This window comes from Parabacteroides vesiculifaciens, from assembly GCF_049860805.1.
Lineage (GTDB): Bacteria > Bacteroidota > Bacteroidia > Bacteroidales > Tannerellaceae > Parabacteroides.
The window spans coordinates 692,604-710,459 of the sequence record NZ_CP187555.1 but is presented as its reverse complement, the minus strand read 5'-3'; the positions used below and the strand labels follow the sequence as shown (position 1 = coordinate 710,459).

At 38.6% G+C, this 17,856-nt stretch carries 14 protein-coding genes and 1 pseudogene; 8 read left to right on the top strand and 7 right to left on the bottom strand.

The window, feature by feature from the left end:
* The first annotated feature begins 1 nt into the window (after window position 1).
* The gene (locus ACPYIV_RS02875; RefSeq protein ID WP_373161404.1) at window positions 2–850 is read left to right on the top strand and encodes an RteC domain-containing protein; all 849 of its coding nucleotides are present in this window, start codon (window positions 2–4) and stop codon (window positions 848–850) included.
* Between the two features lie 38 nt (window positions 851–888).
* Here ACPYIV_RS02875 and ACPYIV_RS02870 read toward each other — a convergent pair whose 3' ends face one another.
* Window positions 889–1,701, bottom strand: coding sequence for an AraC family transcriptional regulator (locus tag ACPYIV_RS02870; RefSeq protein ID WP_235334318.1), 813 nt, complete (start codon window positions 1,699–1,701; stop codon window positions 889–891).
* 28 nt (window positions 1,702–1,729) lie between these two features.
* Window positions 1,730–3,079, bottom strand: a complete 1,350-nt coding sequence (locus ACPYIV_RS02865) for an MATE family efflux transporter (RefSeq protein ID WP_235334319.1) — start codon at window positions 3,077–3,079, stop codon at window positions 1,730–1,732.
* A 395-nt stretch (window positions 3,080–3,474) separates the two neighbouring features.
* Here ACPYIV_RS02865 and ACPYIV_RS02860 point away from each other — a divergent pair, with 395 nt between their 5' ends.
* The 4 genes from ACPYIV_RS02860 to ACPYIV_RS02845 all read left to right on the top strand — a co-directional run bounded on the left by ACPYIV_RS02860 (window position 3,475) and on the right by ACPYIV_RS02845 (window position 7,226).
* Window positions 3,475–3,834 carry a helix-turn-helix domain-containing protein gene (locus ACPYIV_RS02860; RefSeq protein ID WP_373161401.1) on the top strand — a complete coding sequence of 120 codons (360 nt, stop codon included), beginning with the start codon at window positions 3,475–3,477 and terminating at the stop codon, window positions 3,832–3,834.
* A complete protein-coding gene (locus ACPYIV_RS02855) occupies window positions 3,797–5,842 on the top strand; it encodes a bifunctional DNA primase/helicase (protein ID WP_425885432.1) in 2,046 nt (681 codons plus the stop codon). The genes ACPYIV_RS02860 and ACPYIV_RS02855 overlap by 38 nt, the downstream gene beginning before the upstream one ends.
* Window positions 5,843–5,854: 12 nt before the next feature.
* A complete protein-coding gene (locus tag ACPYIV_RS02850) occupies window positions 5,855–6,133 on the top strand; it encodes a helix-turn-helix domain-containing protein (RefSeq protein WP_032533102.1) in 279 nt (92 codons plus the stop codon).
* Between the two features lie 571 nt (window positions 6,134–6,704).
* Window positions 6,705–7,226 carry a dihydrofolate reductase family protein gene (locus ACPYIV_RS02845; RefSeq protein WP_007665498.1) on the top strand — a complete coding sequence of 174 codons (522 nt, stop codon included), beginning with the start codon at window positions 6,705–6,707 and terminating at the stop codon, window positions 7,224–7,226.
* A gap of 103 nt (window positions 7,227–7,329) precedes the next feature.
* Here the strand turns inward: ACPYIV_RS02845 and ACPYIV_RS02840 are convergent, their stop codons facing one another.
* The 3 genes from ACPYIV_RS02840 to ACPYIV_RS02830 are packed head-to-tail and all read right to left on the bottom strand — an operon-like array spanning window position 7,330 to window position 11,134.
* Window positions 7,330–9,411: a type IA DNA topoisomerase gene (locus ACPYIV_RS02840; protein ID WP_235334322.1), complete on the bottom strand. Its 2,082-nt coding sequence runs from the start codon at window positions 9,409–9,411 to the stop codon at window positions 7,330–7,332.
* Entirely contained in the window at window positions 9,408–9,596 is a 189-nt protein-coding gene (locus ACPYIV_RS02835; protein WP_008766824.1) for a hypothetical protein, read from the bottom strand. The genes ACPYIV_RS02840 and ACPYIV_RS02835 overlap by 4 nt, the downstream gene beginning before the upstream one ends.
* Entirely contained in the window at window positions 9,593–11,134 is a 1,542-nt protein-coding gene (locus ACPYIV_RS02830) for a DUF3945 domain-containing protein (protein WP_235334323.1), read from the bottom strand. Before ACPYIV_RS02830 ends, ACPYIV_RS02835 begins: the two co-directional genes overlap by 4 nt.
* A 201-nt stretch (window positions 11,135–11,335) precedes the next feature.
* Here ACPYIV_RS02830 and ACPYIV_RS02825 point away from each other — a divergent pair, with 201 nt between their 5' ends.
* From ACPYIV_RS02825 to ACPYIV_RS02815, 3 genes are read left to right on the top strand one after another with little or no spacing between them, the layout of a single operon-like run.
* Window positions 11,336–12,550: an ABC-three component system protein gene (locus tag ACPYIV_RS02825; protein WP_235334324.1), complete on the top strand. Its 1,215-nt coding sequence runs from the start codon at window positions 11,336–11,338 to the stop codon at window positions 12,548–12,550.
* The gene (locus tag ACPYIV_RS02820) at window positions 12,525–13,016 is read left to right on the top strand and encodes a three component ABC system middle component (protein WP_235334325.1); all 492 of its coding nucleotides are present in this window, start codon (window positions 12,525–12,527) and stop codon (window positions 13,014–13,016) included. The genes ACPYIV_RS02825 and ACPYIV_RS02820 overlap by 26 nt, the downstream gene beginning before the upstream one ends.
* A gap of 49 nt (window positions 13,017–13,065) precedes the next feature.
* The gene (locus ACPYIV_RS02815; RefSeq protein ID WP_235334326.1) at window positions 13,066–14,991 is read left to right on the top strand and encodes a DUF3732 domain-containing protein; all 1,926 of its coding nucleotides are present in this window, start codon (window positions 13,066–13,068) and stop codon (window positions 14,989–14,991) included.
* Window positions 14,992–15,003: 12 nt separating this feature from the next.
* Here ACPYIV_RS02815 and ACPYIV_RS02810 read toward each other — a convergent pair.
* Window positions 15,004–15,864, bottom strand: a pseudogene (locus ACPYIV_RS02810) (TraM recognition domain-containing protein); the annotation flags it as partial.
* Between the two features lie 107 nt (window positions 15,865–15,971).
* A complete protein-coding gene (locus ACPYIV_RS02805; protein WP_425884505.1) occupies window positions 15,972–17,789 on the bottom strand; it encodes a reverse transcriptase domain-containing protein in 1,818 nt (605 codons plus the stop codon).
* Window positions 17,790–17,856: the final 67 nt, after the last annotated feature.

Sequence of the window (17,856 nt, the reverse complement as noted above, 5' to 3'; positions counted from 1 at the left end):
AATGAAAGAGGTAGTAGATAGGATATTAGAGCAAGTAGAGGCTGATATTTCGGAAATCGACCTCTACGGTTATAATATTATCGAAACTTCTCTTTCAATGGTACATAGGCTGCAAACAGTTCTTAATGATTTGAGAACGAAAATACAGACTTATGTATTTCTAACCAAAGAGGATGAAATCTTATTTTTCAAGACACAGAAACCGGAGATACTCGGGCGGTTGTTATTTTTCTATAAGATATACAAGATTGAAACGCAATGCCCTAATGGTAGCGATGAAGCAATTAGAAATTATATCAATCGGGAACTGGATAATCTGACTTATTTCTTCAATCGCAATTTGGACTTTTACCAATATTACCGTTCACATTCCACTGTGTACGATGAATATTACTTTGTACGTGGAAAAGCTGATTTGCGGTTATGTACTGATAGCGCACAGTTTGACAAAGACCCTAATTTCTCAACCGGATATGATTATAAAGTGGCAAAGATTATCGCCAATGAAATGCTACGTATCTACCTGAATAAACGATTGGTGAAACTGGGAACTAATAATCAGATAGAAGACTATTTACAGAAATGCTTCAAATATCCGTTCCGTTTTACAGGCAAAAAGGCATATCTTATCGAACTGGGATATTCGCTTGTATCTTCGGGCGACATAAACAATGGCAATGTGGAGATAAAAGAAATGATGAATTTCCTTAGCATGATATTCCATATTGATTTAGGGGATTATTACGCTTCTTATATAGCTATGAAAGAGAGAAAAGACCGAACGGCATATCTTCATCATCTTATAGATAGTCTGATTAAGCGGATGAACGAAGATGATATGAAATGTTAGCACAACAAATAATTACAAAAAGCATTGTTGCTGTATTTCTATAATTCAAAATGCAACACTTCTACTTTTTCATTTGTTGGGAGTGAAAGAAAAGCATTGGGTGTATTACCTGAAAGCCTTTTTACTTCCCTATATAGGTGCGGTGTATCATAATATCCCGCTTGGATAGCAACAGACAAAAAGTTATCGAATGAAGTATTGGATTTTAAAAGGTGAATAGCGTTCCAAAACTTGACGATTCTACTATATTCTTTGGGCGAATAACCTGTGTAAAATTTAAACTTCCGCTCAAATTGTCGTAGGCATAAGCATGCTTCTGTTGCCAATTCCTTAATCGAAACAATACCTTTCTGCCTACTAATCAAGGAAACAGCATAAGATATTTGCTTTTCTGTATCCGTGTTGTTTTTGTACACTTGTCTAACCAACTCATATTCAATAGTATCAATTGGATTTTGATTGGATTCGCAGAGTTGATATATGAAAGATTGACTAAAAAGGACTGGAAATTCTTGGCTATCAATTCCTTGATTTGTCAATTCGTTTAGCGGAATATCTATAAATCGAAAAAGCCCGCATGGGCGAAACCGTACTCCTATAATATGAATGAAGTTTGTGTGAGCAACCAATTCCGTAAATGTATTCATCGGTCCAAAGAAATAGGAATGATAAGGCTTCATTATCAAGCTATTCCTGATGCAATCTGCGGCATTACCCACTATGAAAACAAAATCAGAACAACCATGAGGTGGAATGTTGAATTTCAATCCACTTCTTGTTTCTCCTTTATATTCCCAAAAGTGATAGATAAAAGGAGCTAATATGCTACATGGGGAATATTCTTTATACATATAACAAAGATAATTATCAACTCTAATTCTAAGAAATATTAGTGGTTAATTTTTTGTCTTGATTGATAAAGCGCATCCACCAATGGTGAATATGATAAAGAGAAAGTATAAACACGCATGAAAAGTAAATATGCTCCGATGTCCACAATAGTGGAACACTCGAACTAAAATGACTAATTGTTTCCACATATACTATGTAAACGACTAAGGATATAAATGCTATCAATAAAGAAGTGACAGCATGACCTATTCCCGAAACTGCACTAAAAAATACGAATGTAGGTACAGCTATCAAGTAAGAAGTTAGCATAACTTTTAATGTAGGGATAGCCTCAAACACCAATACTGTATTGTCACTATAAATACGCAAAGCAGATGATGGAAAAAACAGGAACAGTACCATTATCGGCAAAATAGTCATGTAACATAAGAATATTACTTTTTTACATACATATAGGATAGAGTTACCTTTATTCTCTCCTATGAGATTTCCAACCAAAGAACTAACAACAGATGCAAAAGCTTGTACGAAAAGAAAAAGAAAGGACGAAATATTTCTCACAATATTCGTAATAGCTAATGACCTCTCCCCGAAATGCTCTATTGTAATGAAAAAAACGAACCAACTGCCAAATACTAATCCATGCTGTAACATCATCCAAATAGAAATAGATAGTATCTTTTTTAATATTGTACAATCTATGGTTATTCGCCTTTTTAATCCATATTTGCAAGAACTTACGTTCTTTTGGGTATATATGATAAAATGAATTACCGCAACCGCTTCGGAAATGACTGACGCTATGGCTGCTCCAGAAATGCCTAATGCGGGAATACCTAATGCTCCAAATATTAAGATATAATTCAGAATAACATTAATTGCTACCATAGTTATAGAATTGAGCATTAATGCGGAAGTGTGTATTATTCCGATATAAAAGGCTCTAAACATGATAATTGTAAAAGAAAAAAAGAAACCATAGATTCTCCAATCAAGATATTGTAAAACAGCTTGGAGTACAGATTCAGAATCTATAATTGATTTTAATATAATTGGTGAAATTATAGAAGAAAACAATATTACTATTACCGCAATTATCAGCAAAAACAATATGCCTTGTGAGAGAATTTTTCCAGCTTCTTTATACTGTTGGTTTCCATTATATTGGGCTATTAAGATTTGCGCTCCTATGCTGAATCCAAATCCAATCATGTATATAATCATATAATAAGTACCAGCTATAGCTGATGCAGCCAATTCAGTTTCTCCAACTCTTCCTAAATAGGCTGTATCAGTAAAACCTATTAAGTATTCCATTAATAAACTAACCAATACAGGCAGACTGGTTTTATAAATTGATATATAAGTAATATTCATATTCATTTCATTTATCCGGCAAAGTTACTTCACTTGGTTCGCATTAAATTGTATAAAAACGACATGGATGTTTTTATATGGCATCAAAGAAGCAAATACGATACTTACAAGATATTAGCAACCGTTTCTTGACAATTTCACGTTGGTTCAAAAAAGGATGAAAATGATATGAACTATAAATTTCTGTATTCCAATATGTAGAATTACCATGTTCACCCCAATATGGTACTTCCTTTTTATGGTGGAATATATTTTGAAAATGATATTTTTTTGGGAGTTTTTACACCGACATTCCCCCAAAATAGCCTAAAAAAAGTAATACCATGATAGGTACAACCATGACTTTTAGATTATTTCTTCTGCCGAACTTTGCAGCAAATCAATAAGTTAGCATTATGGAGATTATAACATTTGAGTCAAAAGCCTACAAGGAACTTGACAACAAGATTACCGCCATTGCCGATTACATCTTCAATCACTTGGACGAATACAAAACCGATGAAGATGAAATTTGGGTGGACAGTTACGAAGTATGTACTTTCTTGAAAATCAGTGACCGAACCCTGCAACGCCTGCGGGCGGCAGGAATGATTTCTTACTCCGACATCAAGGGACATTACTTCTATAAGATTAAGGAAGTCAAGCGAATGTTGGAAGAACGCCTGATTAAGCGTGACAAGGAGTGTATAAACGAACTGATAACCAATCATCAGAAATATGTTAAGGAAAGAAGAAATACTAAGCAGGACAAATAACGGTCTGCTCGTTTTCAAACATTACTTACCCGGTGACTGGCGTATAGGCAGGCATTTTCTTAACCCGCTCTATCAGGACAGGAAAGCATCGTGTAATATCTACTTCGACCGCCATAGCGGTATGTACAAGATGAAGGACTTCGGTAACGACAATTACAGCGGCGACTGCTTTTTCTTCGTGGGGCAGTTAAAAGGGTTGGACTGTAACCGGGCAGCTGACTTTGTGGAGATACTGGAGATTATCGACCGGGATTTGGGGCTGGGACTGGCGGCAGGAACTTCGATAGCTATTCCTACAACGGTAAATAATCGGAATGTAGCAGACAAAACCGAAGAAGCACCCGAAAAGCCTGTCAAGCCCTACCAGTTCCGGGAACAGAAGTTTCCGCTTGCAGAACTGATGTACTGGCAACAATATGGTATCACGCCTGAACTGCTGGAGCATTACAAGGTCTGTTCACTCCGGGAGTATAACAGCGAAACGGCAGAGGGGAAACCATACACCTATGTTTCATCGGTGACAGAACCCATGTATGGTTACAAGGGCAAACAGTATATCAAGCTGTACCGTCCGTTCTCCACGCCCCGTTTCCTCTACGGTGGCAGCTTCGGTGAGAATTATTGTTTCGGGCTGGAGCAACTGCCCGCCAAAGGTGATACCCTGTTTATCACGGGCGGTGAGAAAGACGTGCTTTCTTTGGCGGCACACGGATTTCACGCTATCTGCTTCAACAGTGAAACGGTGACCGTTCCGCCCACGCTGATTTATCGGCTGACATTCCGCTTCAAGCATATTGTATTGCTCTATGATACGGACAAGACAGGCAGGGAAAGCGCACGCAAGCAGGAAAAGCTATTGGAAGAATTTGGCGTGAAACGTCTGCTCCTGCCGCTTCCGGGGACGAAAGAGGAAAAGGATATTTCCGACTACTTCAAAGCCGGGAACACCCGTAAAGATTTCCTGAAACTGTTTATCGAATTTTTAGACAACCTATATAGTGACACATTGATTATGCTAAAATCGTGCGAGATAGATTTCAACAACCCGCCCGCCAAAGCGCAAGAGATTATTTCGGCGGGTGACGTTCCGTTAGGAACACAAGGCAACCTGTTCGGCATCACCGGAGGCGAGGGAACGGGCAAGAGCAATTATGTAGCCGCAATTGTGGCAGGCTGCATCTGCCAACCGGATAAGGAAGTAGATACGCTTGGCATACAGATAGCCGCCAACAGCAAACATAAAGCGGTATTACTTTATGATACGGAACAATCCGAAGTACAACTGTTCAAGAATGTAAGTAACCTGCTGGCACGTGCGAAGCAACTAACCAAACCGGAAGAACTGAAAGCATTTTGTCTGACAGGTATGTCCCGCAAAGAACGACTGCACGCCATTGTTCAAAGTATGGATAAATTCTATTACCAGTATGGCGGCATCCAGTTGGTAGTTATTGACGGCATCGCCGACCTTGTAAAGAGTGCCAATGATGAAGTGGAAAGTGTGGCAGTGATAGATGAACTATACCGACTGGCAGGAATTTATAATACCTGTATTCTCTGCGTGCTGCATTTTGTACCCAATGGATTGAAGCTGCGGGGGCATTTAGGTTCGGAATTACAACGTAAGGCGGCAACTATCCTTTCCATCGAAAAGGATGAAGACCCTACGCAATCAGTAGTAAAAGCTCTGAAAATAAGGGATGGTAGCCCATTGGATGTTCCTTTGATGCTGTTCGCATGGGATAAAACAGCCGGAATGCACCTTTACAAAGGAGAAAAGCCACGAGAGGAAAAAGAGAAACGCAAGGAAAAGGAACTGGTCGGGGTTGCCCGTGACGTGTTCGGCAGACAGGAACATATCACCTATATAGACTTGTGCGAACAGATACAGCAAATTTTGGATGTGAAAGAACGCACCGCAAAAAGTTATATCCGCTTCATGCGGGAACGGGACATTATCATCAAAGACCCGTCCAACCAAAGTTATTTTATGATTGGTTTAATTTAATCAGGCAGCCTTATGTATATAGATAAAGACGTTTTTACCGCATGGATGGAACGTATCATGGATAGGTTCGATATGCAGGACAAGAAGATAGACCGGGTAATAAAAGGACGTAATTGTTTGGACGGGGAAGAACTGCTGGATAATCAGGACTTGTGCCTGCTTCTGAAAGTAGCTCCCCGAACACTGACCCGTTACCGAAAAAAGGGAATACTCCCTTTCCTTATGCTGGATGGCAGGTGTTATTACCGTGCTACGGACGTACACAAGTTAATCCGAGAAAAAACCGATTAATTTTTTCTTTTCTAATGGCTTTCAATCCTGTTTTGTCGTGAGATAAGGCAGGATTTTCTTTTATTGTATGCCGGACTTTTCAGGGATTTGGCTAACTTTGCAAAAGTTACATAAGAAAATAACGGCGATTGAACGGTAACCTGTGATTTCGCCTTTATATATAACATATTCGTTCGCAGAACGTCTCAAAGTAGAAAACTGGCACTTTTCAATAATGACGAGATTTTCAGCGCAATGTCTATGCTATGTTTCAACATAGCGTGGGCTTGCCTGTTTCGTCATTAAGGTATGCCAGTACCTCTACTTTGAAGCAGTGTAAGTTCACGCTTCTTTTTTGGGGTCAAGCCAAAAAGTATGTGGGTATAATATTTGAGAAACATTTAAAGTTTGCAATGCTAAAAACATACATCCTTCCAAAGTATTATAAATCAAGCACATCAGACGAACACCTGATTGGACGTCAGCATTGTAACTCAGAGGTCATGCTTATCACCCACAGGGTTTTCGGATTGCCCCCTTTTTTGGCGTACTGGCGAACAGTTTATAAAAAGTAACTGTTAAATACTCAATTATGAAACATTTAAAAACTTGTATTGCCGTTTCTCTTGATGGTTTCATAGCCACAAAGGATAATGAATTGGACTGGATGCCTGAAAACGTCAAAAAGGAGATTTCGGAAGCCTACGAACAGCCGGGTGTATTGCTTGCCGGAGTTAATACCTATACCTATATTTTTGAACATTGGGGCGGATGGCCGTACAAAAGCAAAAAAACTTTTGTAGTGTCCCACTACGATACCAATGTGTCGGAAAAGGAGAATGTAAGCTTTCTTACTGATATGCCATTACGTGCGGTCAATGAACTTAAATCAAGTTCGGAAACCGATATTCAGGTTATCGGCGGCGGTAAGTTCATAACATCCCTGATTGAAGCGTCCCTGCTTGATGAAATAACGCTATATATTATCCCGGTCATGCTGGGGAACGGTATCAAGTTTATAGGTAAAACTTTCGGGTCGAAGTGGGAACTGACCCAAAACAAGATACTGGATAATCAGGTCGTTTGCCTGACCTACCAGTATAAAGGAGAATGATTAAAAAAGCACCCGGTGTCCCTCCGGGTGCTTCAACCACAAAAATTTCAATTATAATCTATCTATAATGAAACTTTCTGTGGCAAATATAGCGATTTTCGTTTTACTTCTTCGGCTTACCTTTCTTTTCAGGAAACACGAAAGTAACATTAAACTGCTCGTCAAAGGTAAGTGAAGCGTCAAAGACTTTGCCGTTCTTGCTTTTAAAGCCTTTGATTAGCCCGGTTTTCCCGGTAGTCACCAGTTCGGTAATCTGCTTGTCTGTTAGCTGCTTGTCGCTCTTATTGCGAAAGATGGTAACGGAACAATCCACATTGGAACATTTGGCGACTTTCGGATAGAAAAGGATGCGTCCGGTCTTGCATTTGGGACAAATGCAACCACTACCCGAAGCGAAAGAAAGCTGAACGTCCAAAAGTTCAGCCGTAATTTGCCGTGCGTACACTTCGATGCCTTTGCGGAACGTGTCGGGGTTCATTTCTCCGCTTTCTATTTTGGCAAGCGTGTTTTCCCACATTCCCGTCATTTCAACGTCTGCTATCTTCTTATCCCGGATAATGTTGTAAACGGCAAGCCCTTTCTCGGTCGGGACAAGGTTCTTTTTCTCCCGGATGATGTACTGGCGGGAAAACAGCGTTTCGATGATGGCTGCCCGTGTTGCGGGCGTGCCGATACCCGTATCTTTCATGCTGGCTTTCAGGTCGGCGTTTTCCAGTTCCTTACCCGCTGTTTCCATTGAAGAAAGCAAACTGCTTTCCGTATGTAACGGCTTGGGCTTGGTCTGTTTCTCCAACAGTTCAATGCCGGAAAGCTGTAAACTATCTCCGTCCTGCATGGCGGGTAAAGCGGTGTTATCTTCCCCGTCCTCTTTCTCACCGAATACGGCACGCCATCCGGCAGATTTGGTTACAGACCCTTTGACCGTGAAAAGTGAGCCTGCACATTCCAGCATTATACTGGTAACGTCTTTGACGCATTTTTCAGAAAAGGCTTCTAACATTCTTCCGGCTATCAGTTCATAGATTGCCTGTTCGTCCGCTTCCAGTTTACCGGGCAGGTTTTCCGTTACTATCAAGGCGTGGTGGTCTGTTACCTTGCCATCGTTCACGGGACGGGAATTTAAGGTTTTGCCTTTCATCCCGGCAGCATATCCGGCAAAACGGGCGTACTGTTCCAAATTAACAAGACGTTCCGGGATTTCCTCGAACACATCCTGCGATATATAACGGCTTCCGGTTCGGGGGTAGCTGATTAGTTTACCCTCGTATAACTTTTGTGCAATGGATAGGGTTTTGTCTGCGGAAAAATTCAGTTTGGCATTCGCTTCTTTTTGCAGCGTGGTTAAATCATAGAGCAAAGGCGGTTCTTGGTTCACTTCCTTACGCTCTACGGTTTTCACTTGAACCGTTTTCGCTTCCTTTATCCTTTGCAACGTGTCGATGGCGGCTTGCTGCATATCGTATTTATCTGCGGATAGTGCCGTAAAAGCTATATTATCCTTTGCCGACTGTAATTTCAGTTGCCAATACTTTTGCGGGACAAAGTTCTTGTTCTCCAAAAAGCGGGTGCATATCATTGCCAACGTAGGTGACTGTACCCGTCCCAAAGAGAATATTCCTTGTCCGGCTGCCACGCTTAAAGCCTGTGTTGCGTTTATTCCAATCAAATAATCCGCTTCGCTGCGTGCCTGTGCCGAACGGAACAGGTTATCATACAGACTACCGGCTTTCAGATTTTGCAGTCCCTCACGGATTGCCTTGTCCGTAAGGCTGCTTATCCATAAACGGACAAAGGGCTTGTTGCATCCGATATACTGGTAGATGTACCTGAATATAAGTTCTCCCTCTCTTCCTGCATCGGTGGCGACTATAATCTTGTCCGACTGGTCGAATACCTCTTTGATTACCTTTAGCTGTTTCAATGCGCCGGGGTCTGCCTTGTACCCTTTTTCCGCTTTTACTTGTCGGGGTGTAAGTTGAAAACTATCCGGAATGATAGGCAGACTTTCCCGACGGAAACTCTGTATGCCGTATGCTTCCGGCATTGCCAAACCTACAAGATGGCCGAACGCCCAGGTAACGAGATACCCGTTACCTGAAAGGTAGCCATCCTGTTTTTCACTCGCTCCTAAAATGCGGGCAATGTCCCTTGCCACACTTGGTTTTTCTCCGATTACTGCAATCATTCTAATTTTGATTTTAATTGTTCCACTTCTTTTTGTCTTAGGATTTTCCGGTCATAGTAGATGTGATAGCCATCTATATAATATTGTTGGTTCTGCTCGTCTATGGTTTTCCAGTCCGTTTTGTAACAGGCAAAGAGAAACAGGACGAAACCGATAACCGGGATAAGGATTAATACCGTTATCATCTTTTGCGTCCCCTGCTTTGTTTGGGGTTGTTCATCTGCTCCTGCTTCTCCTTTTTATCTTGCTTGGTTTTCTGTTTTTCAGTAGGCTTGTCCTGACCCTTTTTCAAAGGTTCTTTCACTTTTTTGGTGGCTTCGTTGGTCTTGCCCTCCGAATTGACCGCTACCTGTGTGCGGTTCTTGCTTGCCGGAGTAATCTCTTTCACGGCGGAACGGTCAAAGCTGGGATTGTCACTATAAAAGCCTAACTTCTTCTTATCATGGTTCACCTGAATATAAGCATCGTATTCGACCCCTCTCTTGTCTTTCAGCCCGGCAACGAAGATGGTTTTGTCATTGACTAAATCCTGCTGTTGCTGGCGTGTCAGTTCTATTCCTGAAATGCTCTTGGGGATGGTTACACCGTCACTGGTGACAAGGTTGTTCGGTTGTTCCTGTTTCTGCCGTTGCTCCTGTGACTGTTTGGCATTGGGATAGATAAATTCCAGACTCTTCTTGTCGGCATTGACCTGAACGGTTGCGGAAAAGGGATTTTTACGGTTGGAAATCATATTTTCAAGGAATACTCCCTTTCCCTCCCGTAAGGCTTCCTTTTGTTCCTTGTTCAGTTTGACACCCTTTATTTCATCGGGTATCTGGACGCTGCTTGCACGCATGGAAACCAGTTCGTTCGTCACCTTATCCACGCTGATAAAAGAGGGTATCATTTCTCCTGTGATATAGTTTTTCAGGTTTACTATCCGTCCCATATTGCCCGTTTCAAGAAGATTGGCTTTATCCTCTTTGGAAAACTCGTGACCGAAGAACGGACGTTCAAGTTCCGGCTTTTGTCGGATGCCATGTATCGCCAAAACTACATTCCCGTCCTTGTCATGCCGAAAAGACAGGCGTGCATCCAGTTTCATAATGGCGGAATTGTAGTTTCCTGCGATGGAGAACGCACCGGGTGACTTGTACCCCCTTAACATGGGTTCTAAAGCCTTTGCCTTTTCAAGCTGTTCTTTGGATAGACCGAAGTTCTTCAAGGCTTCCCAGTCCACCTTATCCGGGTCAATCACATACTTGCTTTTGTCGGGTTGCTGTGGTGCTTGTGCCGTTGCTCCCGTTTCTTTGGCTGGCTGCTGTACCTGTGGTTGTTGGGTTTGGGTTTCCTGCTGTTCTTTCTTCGCTTCCTGTTTCACGGTTTCAGGTGTTACCCGGTAACGCTCTATGCCCGCTTCGTTTTCAGGTGTCGGATGATTGAAGTTATCCCTGATTATCGGCTCGATTTTGTGAAGTTCAATCTTAGGAATTTTGAAGAAGTTAAAACGGGTCGGGTTCTTCAACTGGTTTATCATGTTGGAAAAGAAGTTGGAGAAGAAATCACCGTGACGGTCGAATTTCAAAAGTTCGCTGTTGTTCTCCGGTGGTACGGTTTGGAGTTCTCCGTTTTCATCTACGCCTTTTACTGCGCTAATTGTCTTTTTCTCCTTATCCAGTACAAGAAGAATATCCATCATCTGTTCGTCAGTGGTGGATTGGTTGGCTTTGTTTACATCCATAACTGTTTGAATTTTAGTGAGTAAATAAAAATTTCGAAAGTAAAAGTAAGGATGAAATAGAGTATATTTAAAGATTTGGGAACGGGTGGCTTCATTTGTCCTCGTATGACTTCATTTGTCTTATCATTGCACATAAATATGAATATGTAATAAAACAAATATTTTTTATTATATTTGCAATTGACAAGAAATAAGGCTATTATGGGTGAATCTTTATCAGACTACTTATATGCAGCAAAAGGACAAATGTATGGCTATTTATACCAAATAGACAGAGTTCTTTATTGGCTAAGTGTATCTCCCGAAAATTCGATTGTTTCAATCGAAACAGATGATGATGTTGTTATTCGTTTGCAACAAGGAGAGAATATTGAAACAATTTATGAACAAGATAAAGCAAGTATTAAAAAGAAATATCCCTTTTCAAATACTAATAAAAATTTATGGAAATCAATTACAAATTGGCTTACATTGATAAAAACAAAAAATATAGATGTTGCTAACTCTAAATTTTTATTAGCAACAAATGTATCATGTAAAGGAAATAGCATTATAAAAAGCCTTTCATCTGCTTCTGTGGATAAAAATATATATAATACAGCATATCAAGAACTAACAAACATAGCCAATAACAATAAAAGTAAAACTCTATTGCCATATATTGATAAATTTAAAGAGTATAGCAAAGAAGATATTGTTGGCTTGTTGAAAAGGATAGAATTGTGTGAATGTCACAAAAATTATGATAGGCAAAATTTTATAGAACAGATTATCCAAAATCTTCATCTAAAAGATGATGAAATCCCATATTATGATATAATGAATTCTCTCTATGGGTGGATTGTAAATACTTGTCTTTCATTATGGGAAAAAGATTCAGATTCTCTATTTACCCCAAAAATGTTATGGAGAAAAAGAGATTTTTTAAAACAACAAATAGCTCTAAAACCATTTATAGAACAAGCTACTGATTTAATACCTGTTACAAGCTATGAACAAGAAAAAGAAAAAGGAAGTACGTTTGTGAAACAGTTGGATATTATAGAGGTCGGTGAAGATGAAAAATTAAAAGCAATACAAGATTTTCTAAGGGCAAAACAAGAAAAGCATAAATATGCTTTAAATGCAAATATAACTCAATCACATATAATTGCATACGAAGAAAGTCTGAAGGAAAATTGGCAACAAGTTTTTTGGAAGCACAAACGATTAAATAAAAATACACCTGCTGACATTGGGTATGAAGTATATTGTGAAACGTTAAAATATAAAGGAAAACTTGCTGGAATAGAACCAACATATAGTTATCTAAGCAATGGAAGTTATCATAAGTTAGCTAATAGTTTACTCATTGGCTGGCATCCTAATTGGCAAAATATAATAAATAAATATGGAACAAATATTGGAAATAGATGAGTTTATTCTTTTGCAAAATCCAATTGTAGGTAGCCATCTTATCTATCAATTTACAAAGGAATATTATTCTGTAAAAAATAGAGGTATAAAATTACCTTTTTCTTTTATGGTGCTCCCTATCGCATTTTCTAAAGACTTTTCTGATGAAATTTATAGAAAAAGCTATAAATTAGGAAGCATGATAAAGTCTCTAAATAACAATACCTTGAATTGGGATTCTCTACCTCTAAAGATGAAATCTTTTTCAGAGATAACTTTTCAGTCATTAAATATTGCATTTTCTACATCTATATTATTTTATGACAAGGAAAATACCGAACTCATACCCAACAGAGGAAAATCAATTCCTGATTCTTCTAAAAAACAAGATTATGATAAAATGTTGAAAACAGTACGAAGACTAGGACATTGGTTAGGTAATCTAGAAGATGAAGAAATATGTTCCTACTATAATATAACCTTTTGATATGGATTGTAAAATTAGCAAAATTATATTGTGGCCTAAGAACCCCAAAATGAAAATACGCATAATTCCTTTTGTTGCAAACTTTGTGAATGTAATTTCTGGTGATAACGCAAAAGGAAAATCAGCAATAATTTCGATAATAGACTATTGTTTAGCAAGTAGTAAATGTAGTATTCCAATCGGATATATAAGAGACTTGACTAGCTGGTTTGGGATTATTATATATCATAATGATGGAGAAATTCTTTTAGCAAGAAAAGAAGCCGGATTAGATATTGTATCTACAAGTATGTATATTCAACGTGGTAAGAAAATTGTAATTCCCCACGCAATAGAAGAAAATGCTAATTATAAAGATATTATATTAGAATTAAACAAATTATCACAACTAACAGGCTTTGATTTAGGAGAAAAAAGTATTGCTCAACCAGCAAGTTTTCGAGATTTAATATCATTAAATTTTCAACCTCAACATTTAGTAGCTAACCCCTATGCGTTATTCTACAAAGCAGACACATATCAAAATAGAGAAAAATTGATTACTATTTTCCCTTATATATTAGGAATATTAAATGACAGGTTATTGAGTCTTAAAGAAGAATTGAAAGAATTACAAACACAAGCTAAACTTCTAAAAAAAGAGATTGAACAACGTAAAAATATTGCAAACACTTGGCTAAGTGAAGTTAAAAGTTACTATGCAATAGCCTATGAATTAGGTTTAACAGATAGCAAACTAGATGACATCGAAAATTCATGGTCATCAGAAAAATATGTAAACCAGTTAAGAAACGTTCTAAATAAAATAAATAGGAATGTTATACCAATAATAAAAGAGGGAGCATCATCGCAAATTAGTATGAGATTAGCAGAATTGGATGAAAAAGAATATCAAACAGCTATTTCTATTCAAGAAAAAAAAGAAAAACTACGCCTAGTTGAGAATGTTAAAATCAGCAATATTAATTATGGAAATGATATTCAAACTCAAAATGGTAGACTAGATGCATTAAGCTGGCTAAAAGATTGTTTTGATAATAATACATGTCCCTTTTGTGGCTCAAATAATACTTTAGCAAAAACATATATAGATAATTATTCTGCATTAAGTTTAGAATTAAATGCTCTCTCAAGAAAAGTAACAGATAGCCATAGAGTTTTCACAAAAGAAATTTCTAATTTAAAATCAGACCTCAATAAACTAGAAGCATTACTTAATCAAATTCGTATCGAAAAACAAACTTTATCCCAAGAAAATCAAGATTACCAAAAACAACATCAGATGCTAAATTCTATTTTTCGCTTTGGTGGAAAGCTGGAAGAATCACTGAAGAATTATGACAAAATAGCAAACAATGGAAGTTTAGTATCAGATTTGAATGAGGTAAATAACAGAATATACAGCATAGAAAAAGAATTCAACTCTGACACTTTAGAGCAAAATAAGAAAAGAATTCTACAAAATATTAGCGATAAAATCAAATACTATGCTCGAATATTTGGAGCAGAATATTGTAACGATAACATATTATTCGATATAGAAAATTTAACTCTTCAATTCTCATCTTCGAGTAGAAAAGATTTTCTATGGGAAATTGGAAGTGGTCACAATTTTATGTCATATCACATCTCAACCATACTTGCTATACATGAATACTTGTTATCCACAAAAGAATATAACAAAGTTCCTAGTTTTATAGTTTTTGACCAACCATCTCAAGTTTATTTTCCTGAACTAAAGAACAAAAAGAAAGTAAATAATGAAGAAGCCGTATTAAAGGTGAAAAGAATTTTTCAAGTTTTAGCAGATTTCAAAAAACGAACAAACTCTCAAGTTCAGGTTATTATCATTGAACACGCAGGAGAAGCCACTTGGAAAGACTATGCAGACTGTATAAAGTTAATTAGAAATTGGCGTGGAAAGAAAAAAGATAATGCACTTATTCCTGAGGAATGGATAGAAGCAGGGGTATAATCCCCTGCTCATTTACTCATCTATTTTTATCAGGTGTTGCAAATTAGGGTCGTTCTTTATCCGTTCCATTTCGTCCGTGACAATCTGCTGGACTTCCTGCTTGACCCGATTGTAATTCGACTGTATTTCTTCCTGCATCCGGTCGTTCCCGTCCTCGTCCCTGAAATCTATAATTTGGGGTAGTTTTTTGTAACTGGCTGTTTCCCGTTTCACTTTCTCGTTATCCACCATAATTTCCGCATGGAATATTTTCTGCTCTATCCGTTCATCGAAATTGTCGCTGACCGCACCCACAAACATACCCTGTGTGAGATTGGATATTTTGCTGGGTGGTATCAGGCTATCCATCTGCGTACTGATAGAAGTTGATTTATCGTTCCGGTTGATAGTCATGCTTTGCCGTTTTTGCAGTACCTTTCCGAAACGGTCTGAAAGCGTTTTAGCCGTTTCAGAAACCACCTGACCGGAAAAGATATTACCCACAGTATTTTCGATAACTTTGCTTTCCTTGTCCCCATAATCCCGGCGTAACTGGCTGAAATCCTGAAAGCCCAAACAGACCGCTACCTTGTTGCTTCGTGCCGTTGCTATCAGGTTATCCAGTCCCCGAAAATAGATGGTCGGTAATTCATCTATGATTACGGAACTTTTGAGTTGGTGCTTCTTGTTTATCAGCTTCACAATACGGGAATTATACAGTCCCAAAGCACAGGAATAGATATTTTGTCGGTCGGGATTGTTACCTACTACTAAAATTTTAGGCTCTTCCGGATTGTTTATATCCAGTGAAAAATCATCACCTGTCATTACCCAATATAAAGCCGGACTTATCATACGGGAAAGCGGGATTTTAGCACTTGCAAGCTGTCCATAGGCTAAGCACCCGGCGCCTTGCCGTGTTTTATCACGATAGGTTTCCAAGCACTCGCCTCCGAACCGTGCATACAGGTCTCCCCGTACACGGCTCTCCACCTTCTCATTCAATCTAACTTTCCTGCGTGTATCTTGTGATGACATACTGAACATACTGCTAATGTTTTACGTTTACGTGAAATCATTTTAATCTCCCAATCACTTTTGCCATTAAGGTCTTTAAGTTTACGTACATGGTGCATTTCGAGGTTGTCCGTAGCACCGCAGTTTTCACATACCCGTGCTTGAAGTCTCTTGATTAAACCATTTCTGCCGCCCGTTATGGCAATCGTGTTGGGTAGTCTGTCATCTAAATACCGATTAGGCAGTTCCTTACGTTTAAAGCCTTTGTCATAGAACTCACGTTTGAACTCATATCCATTTTTATTGGTGTACGGTATGGCAAACACTCCGTTTTTCTTGTACCTTGCTATGATTTTCTTTTTCGAGGTACTGTATTTTGCGGCATATGTCTTATACATACTGTATTCCATTATATTATAGAATGAATCTATCACAGGACTGTTGTTTGCAATCGAATAGAAGTTATAGAACCCCATGATTTCGGAGTTATATTGGCTTATAATCTCCAAATCATCAAGACAACGCATGTATGAACGACCTTTTGGCTTCCAGATTTCCTTTCCATTTTGTACGGTGATTTTTACCGCATCATATTCAAGGAGTTTCTTTCTCATAACCTCGGTTGTCACATACAAAACTATCTTGTGGTCTAAGCTTCTTGTTAAATGTCCGTTTTTATCCCTATGGATATCGTTTGACTTTCTCACGAATATGTCATATCCGAGAAATTTAGCATGTTTCCTTGCATTAGTAATCAGCGTTTTCTCATCAGATAGTTCCAATTTCAATTTTTCAGCCATAAATTTCTTTATGTCCTCTTTGATATGGATACAGTCTTCTTTACTGCCAATAATACCAATCAGGAAATCATCCGCATATCTCACATATTTCAGTCGTTTCATGTCCGAGTCCATTTCATCACTTGCGGGATACTTAAGACGTTCTTTAACAATCTCTTTGATTTGCATCATCAGTCGTTGACGTTCAACTTCGTCCGTTGACTTTTTTAGCTTCTCCACTAACTTGGCTTTCCGTTGTCCAAAACGTTTTACTATCGGATTTTCTTTACGCCTTTTCCCTTTATCAAATCTATTGATGTATTCCTTAATGTATTTGTCAAACTTGTCAAGATAGATATTTGCCAATATGGGACTTATTATTCCACCTTGAGGTGTTCCACTATACGATTTGTGAAATACCCAATCTTCTACATACCCGGCATTCAGGAACTTTCGGATAAGACGCAGAAAGCGTACATCCGAAATACGTTCTGAAAGAATTGCTATCAATACTTCGTGGTCGATATTATCAAAGAAACCTTTGATGTCTCCCTCGATAAACCACTTTGTATTGTTGAATCTCTTTTGGATGTTCCAAAGTGCAGTCTGTGGACTTCTCTGTGGTCTGAAACCATGAGAGGAGTTTTCAAAACTACCCTCATAGATTGCTTCCAAAATCATTCGAATAGCTTCTTGCAGGAGCTTGTCAATGAATGACGGAATACCCAGCGGTCGCATCTTCCCGTTTTTCTTGGGAATATACACCCGTTGAGAGGGATTCGGCTGATACGTCTCATCTTTGAGCGTATCAATCAACCGTTCAATATGAGATATACTGAAGCCGTCAACGGTTTTTCCGTCAACACCTTTGGTCATATTGCCCTGTTTTGCATATATGCGTTGGTAGGCAATATAGTATATCTCTTCATTAAACAGTATCCGGTACAAACGTTCAAACTTGTACTCCAAGTCGGAACTATGTTGTGTTAGACTGTTTAATATCTTCTCTGGATTTCTTTTCATGTCTCTCACATTTTCCAAAATTTGACATTAAACGATATTGGCTGCTTCCCTTCGCCATGTACAAGGT

What these genes read in the sequence shown, in the direction of transcription:
- ACPYIV_RS02845 (WP_007665498.1), top strand. Translation starts at nt 6,705, where the DNA reads ATGAAACATTTAAAAACTTGTATTGCCGTTTCTCTTGATGGTTTCATA.
- ACPYIV_RS02815 (WP_235334326.1), top strand. Translation starts at nt 13,066, where the DNA reads ATGAAAATACGCATAATTCCTTTTGTTGCAAACTTTGTGAATGTAATT.
- ACPYIV_RS02820 (WP_235334325.1), top strand. Translation starts at nt 12,525, where the DNA reads ATGGAACAAATATTGGAAATAGATGAGTTTATTCTTTTGCAAAATCCA.
- ACPYIV_RS02875 (WP_373161404.1), top strand. Translation starts at nt 2, where the DNA reads ATGAAAGAGGTAGTAGATAGGATATTAGAGCAAGTAGAGGCTGATATT.
- ACPYIV_RS02860 (WP_373161401.1), top strand. Translation starts at nt 3,475, where the DNA reads ATGGAGATTATAACATTTGAGTCAAAAGCCTACAAGGAACTTGACAAC.
- ACPYIV_RS02850 (WP_032533102.1), top strand. Translation starts at nt 5,855, where the DNA reads ATGTATATAGATAAAGACGTTTTTACCGCATGGATGGAACGTATCATG.
- ACPYIV_RS02855 (WP_425885432.1), top strand. Translation starts at nt 3,797, where the DNA reads ATGTTAAGGAAAGAAGAAATACTAAGCAGGACAAATAACGGTCTGCTC.
- ACPYIV_RS02830 (WP_235334323.1), bottom strand. Translation starts at nt 11,134, where the DNA reads ATGGATGTAAACAAAGCCAACCAATCCACCACTGACGAACAGATGATG.
- ACPYIV_RS02870 (WP_235334318.1), bottom strand. Translation starts at nt 1,701, where the DNA reads ATGTATAAAGAATATTCCCCATGTAGCATATTAGCTCCTTTTATCTAT.
- ACPYIV_RS02835 (WP_008766824.1), bottom strand. Translation starts at nt 9,596, where the DNA reads ATGATAACGGTATTAATCCTTATCCCGGTTATCGGTTTCGTCCTGTTT.
- ACPYIV_RS02805 (WP_425884505.1), bottom strand. Translation starts at nt 17,789, where the DNA reads ATGAAAAGAAATCCAGAGAAGATATTAAACAGTCTAACACAACATAGT.
- ACPYIV_RS02825 (WP_235334324.1), top strand. Translation starts at nt 11,336, where the DNA reads ATGGGTGAATCTTTATCAGACTACTTATATGCAGCAAAAGGACAAATG.
- ACPYIV_RS02840 (WP_235334322.1), bottom strand. Translation starts at nt 9,411, where the DNA reads ATGATTGCAGTAATCGGAGAAAAACCAAGTGTGGCAAGGGACATTGCC.
- ACPYIV_RS02865 (WP_235334319.1), bottom strand. Translation starts at nt 3,079, where the DNA reads ATGAATATTACTTATATATCAATTTATAAAACCAGTCTGCCTGTATTG.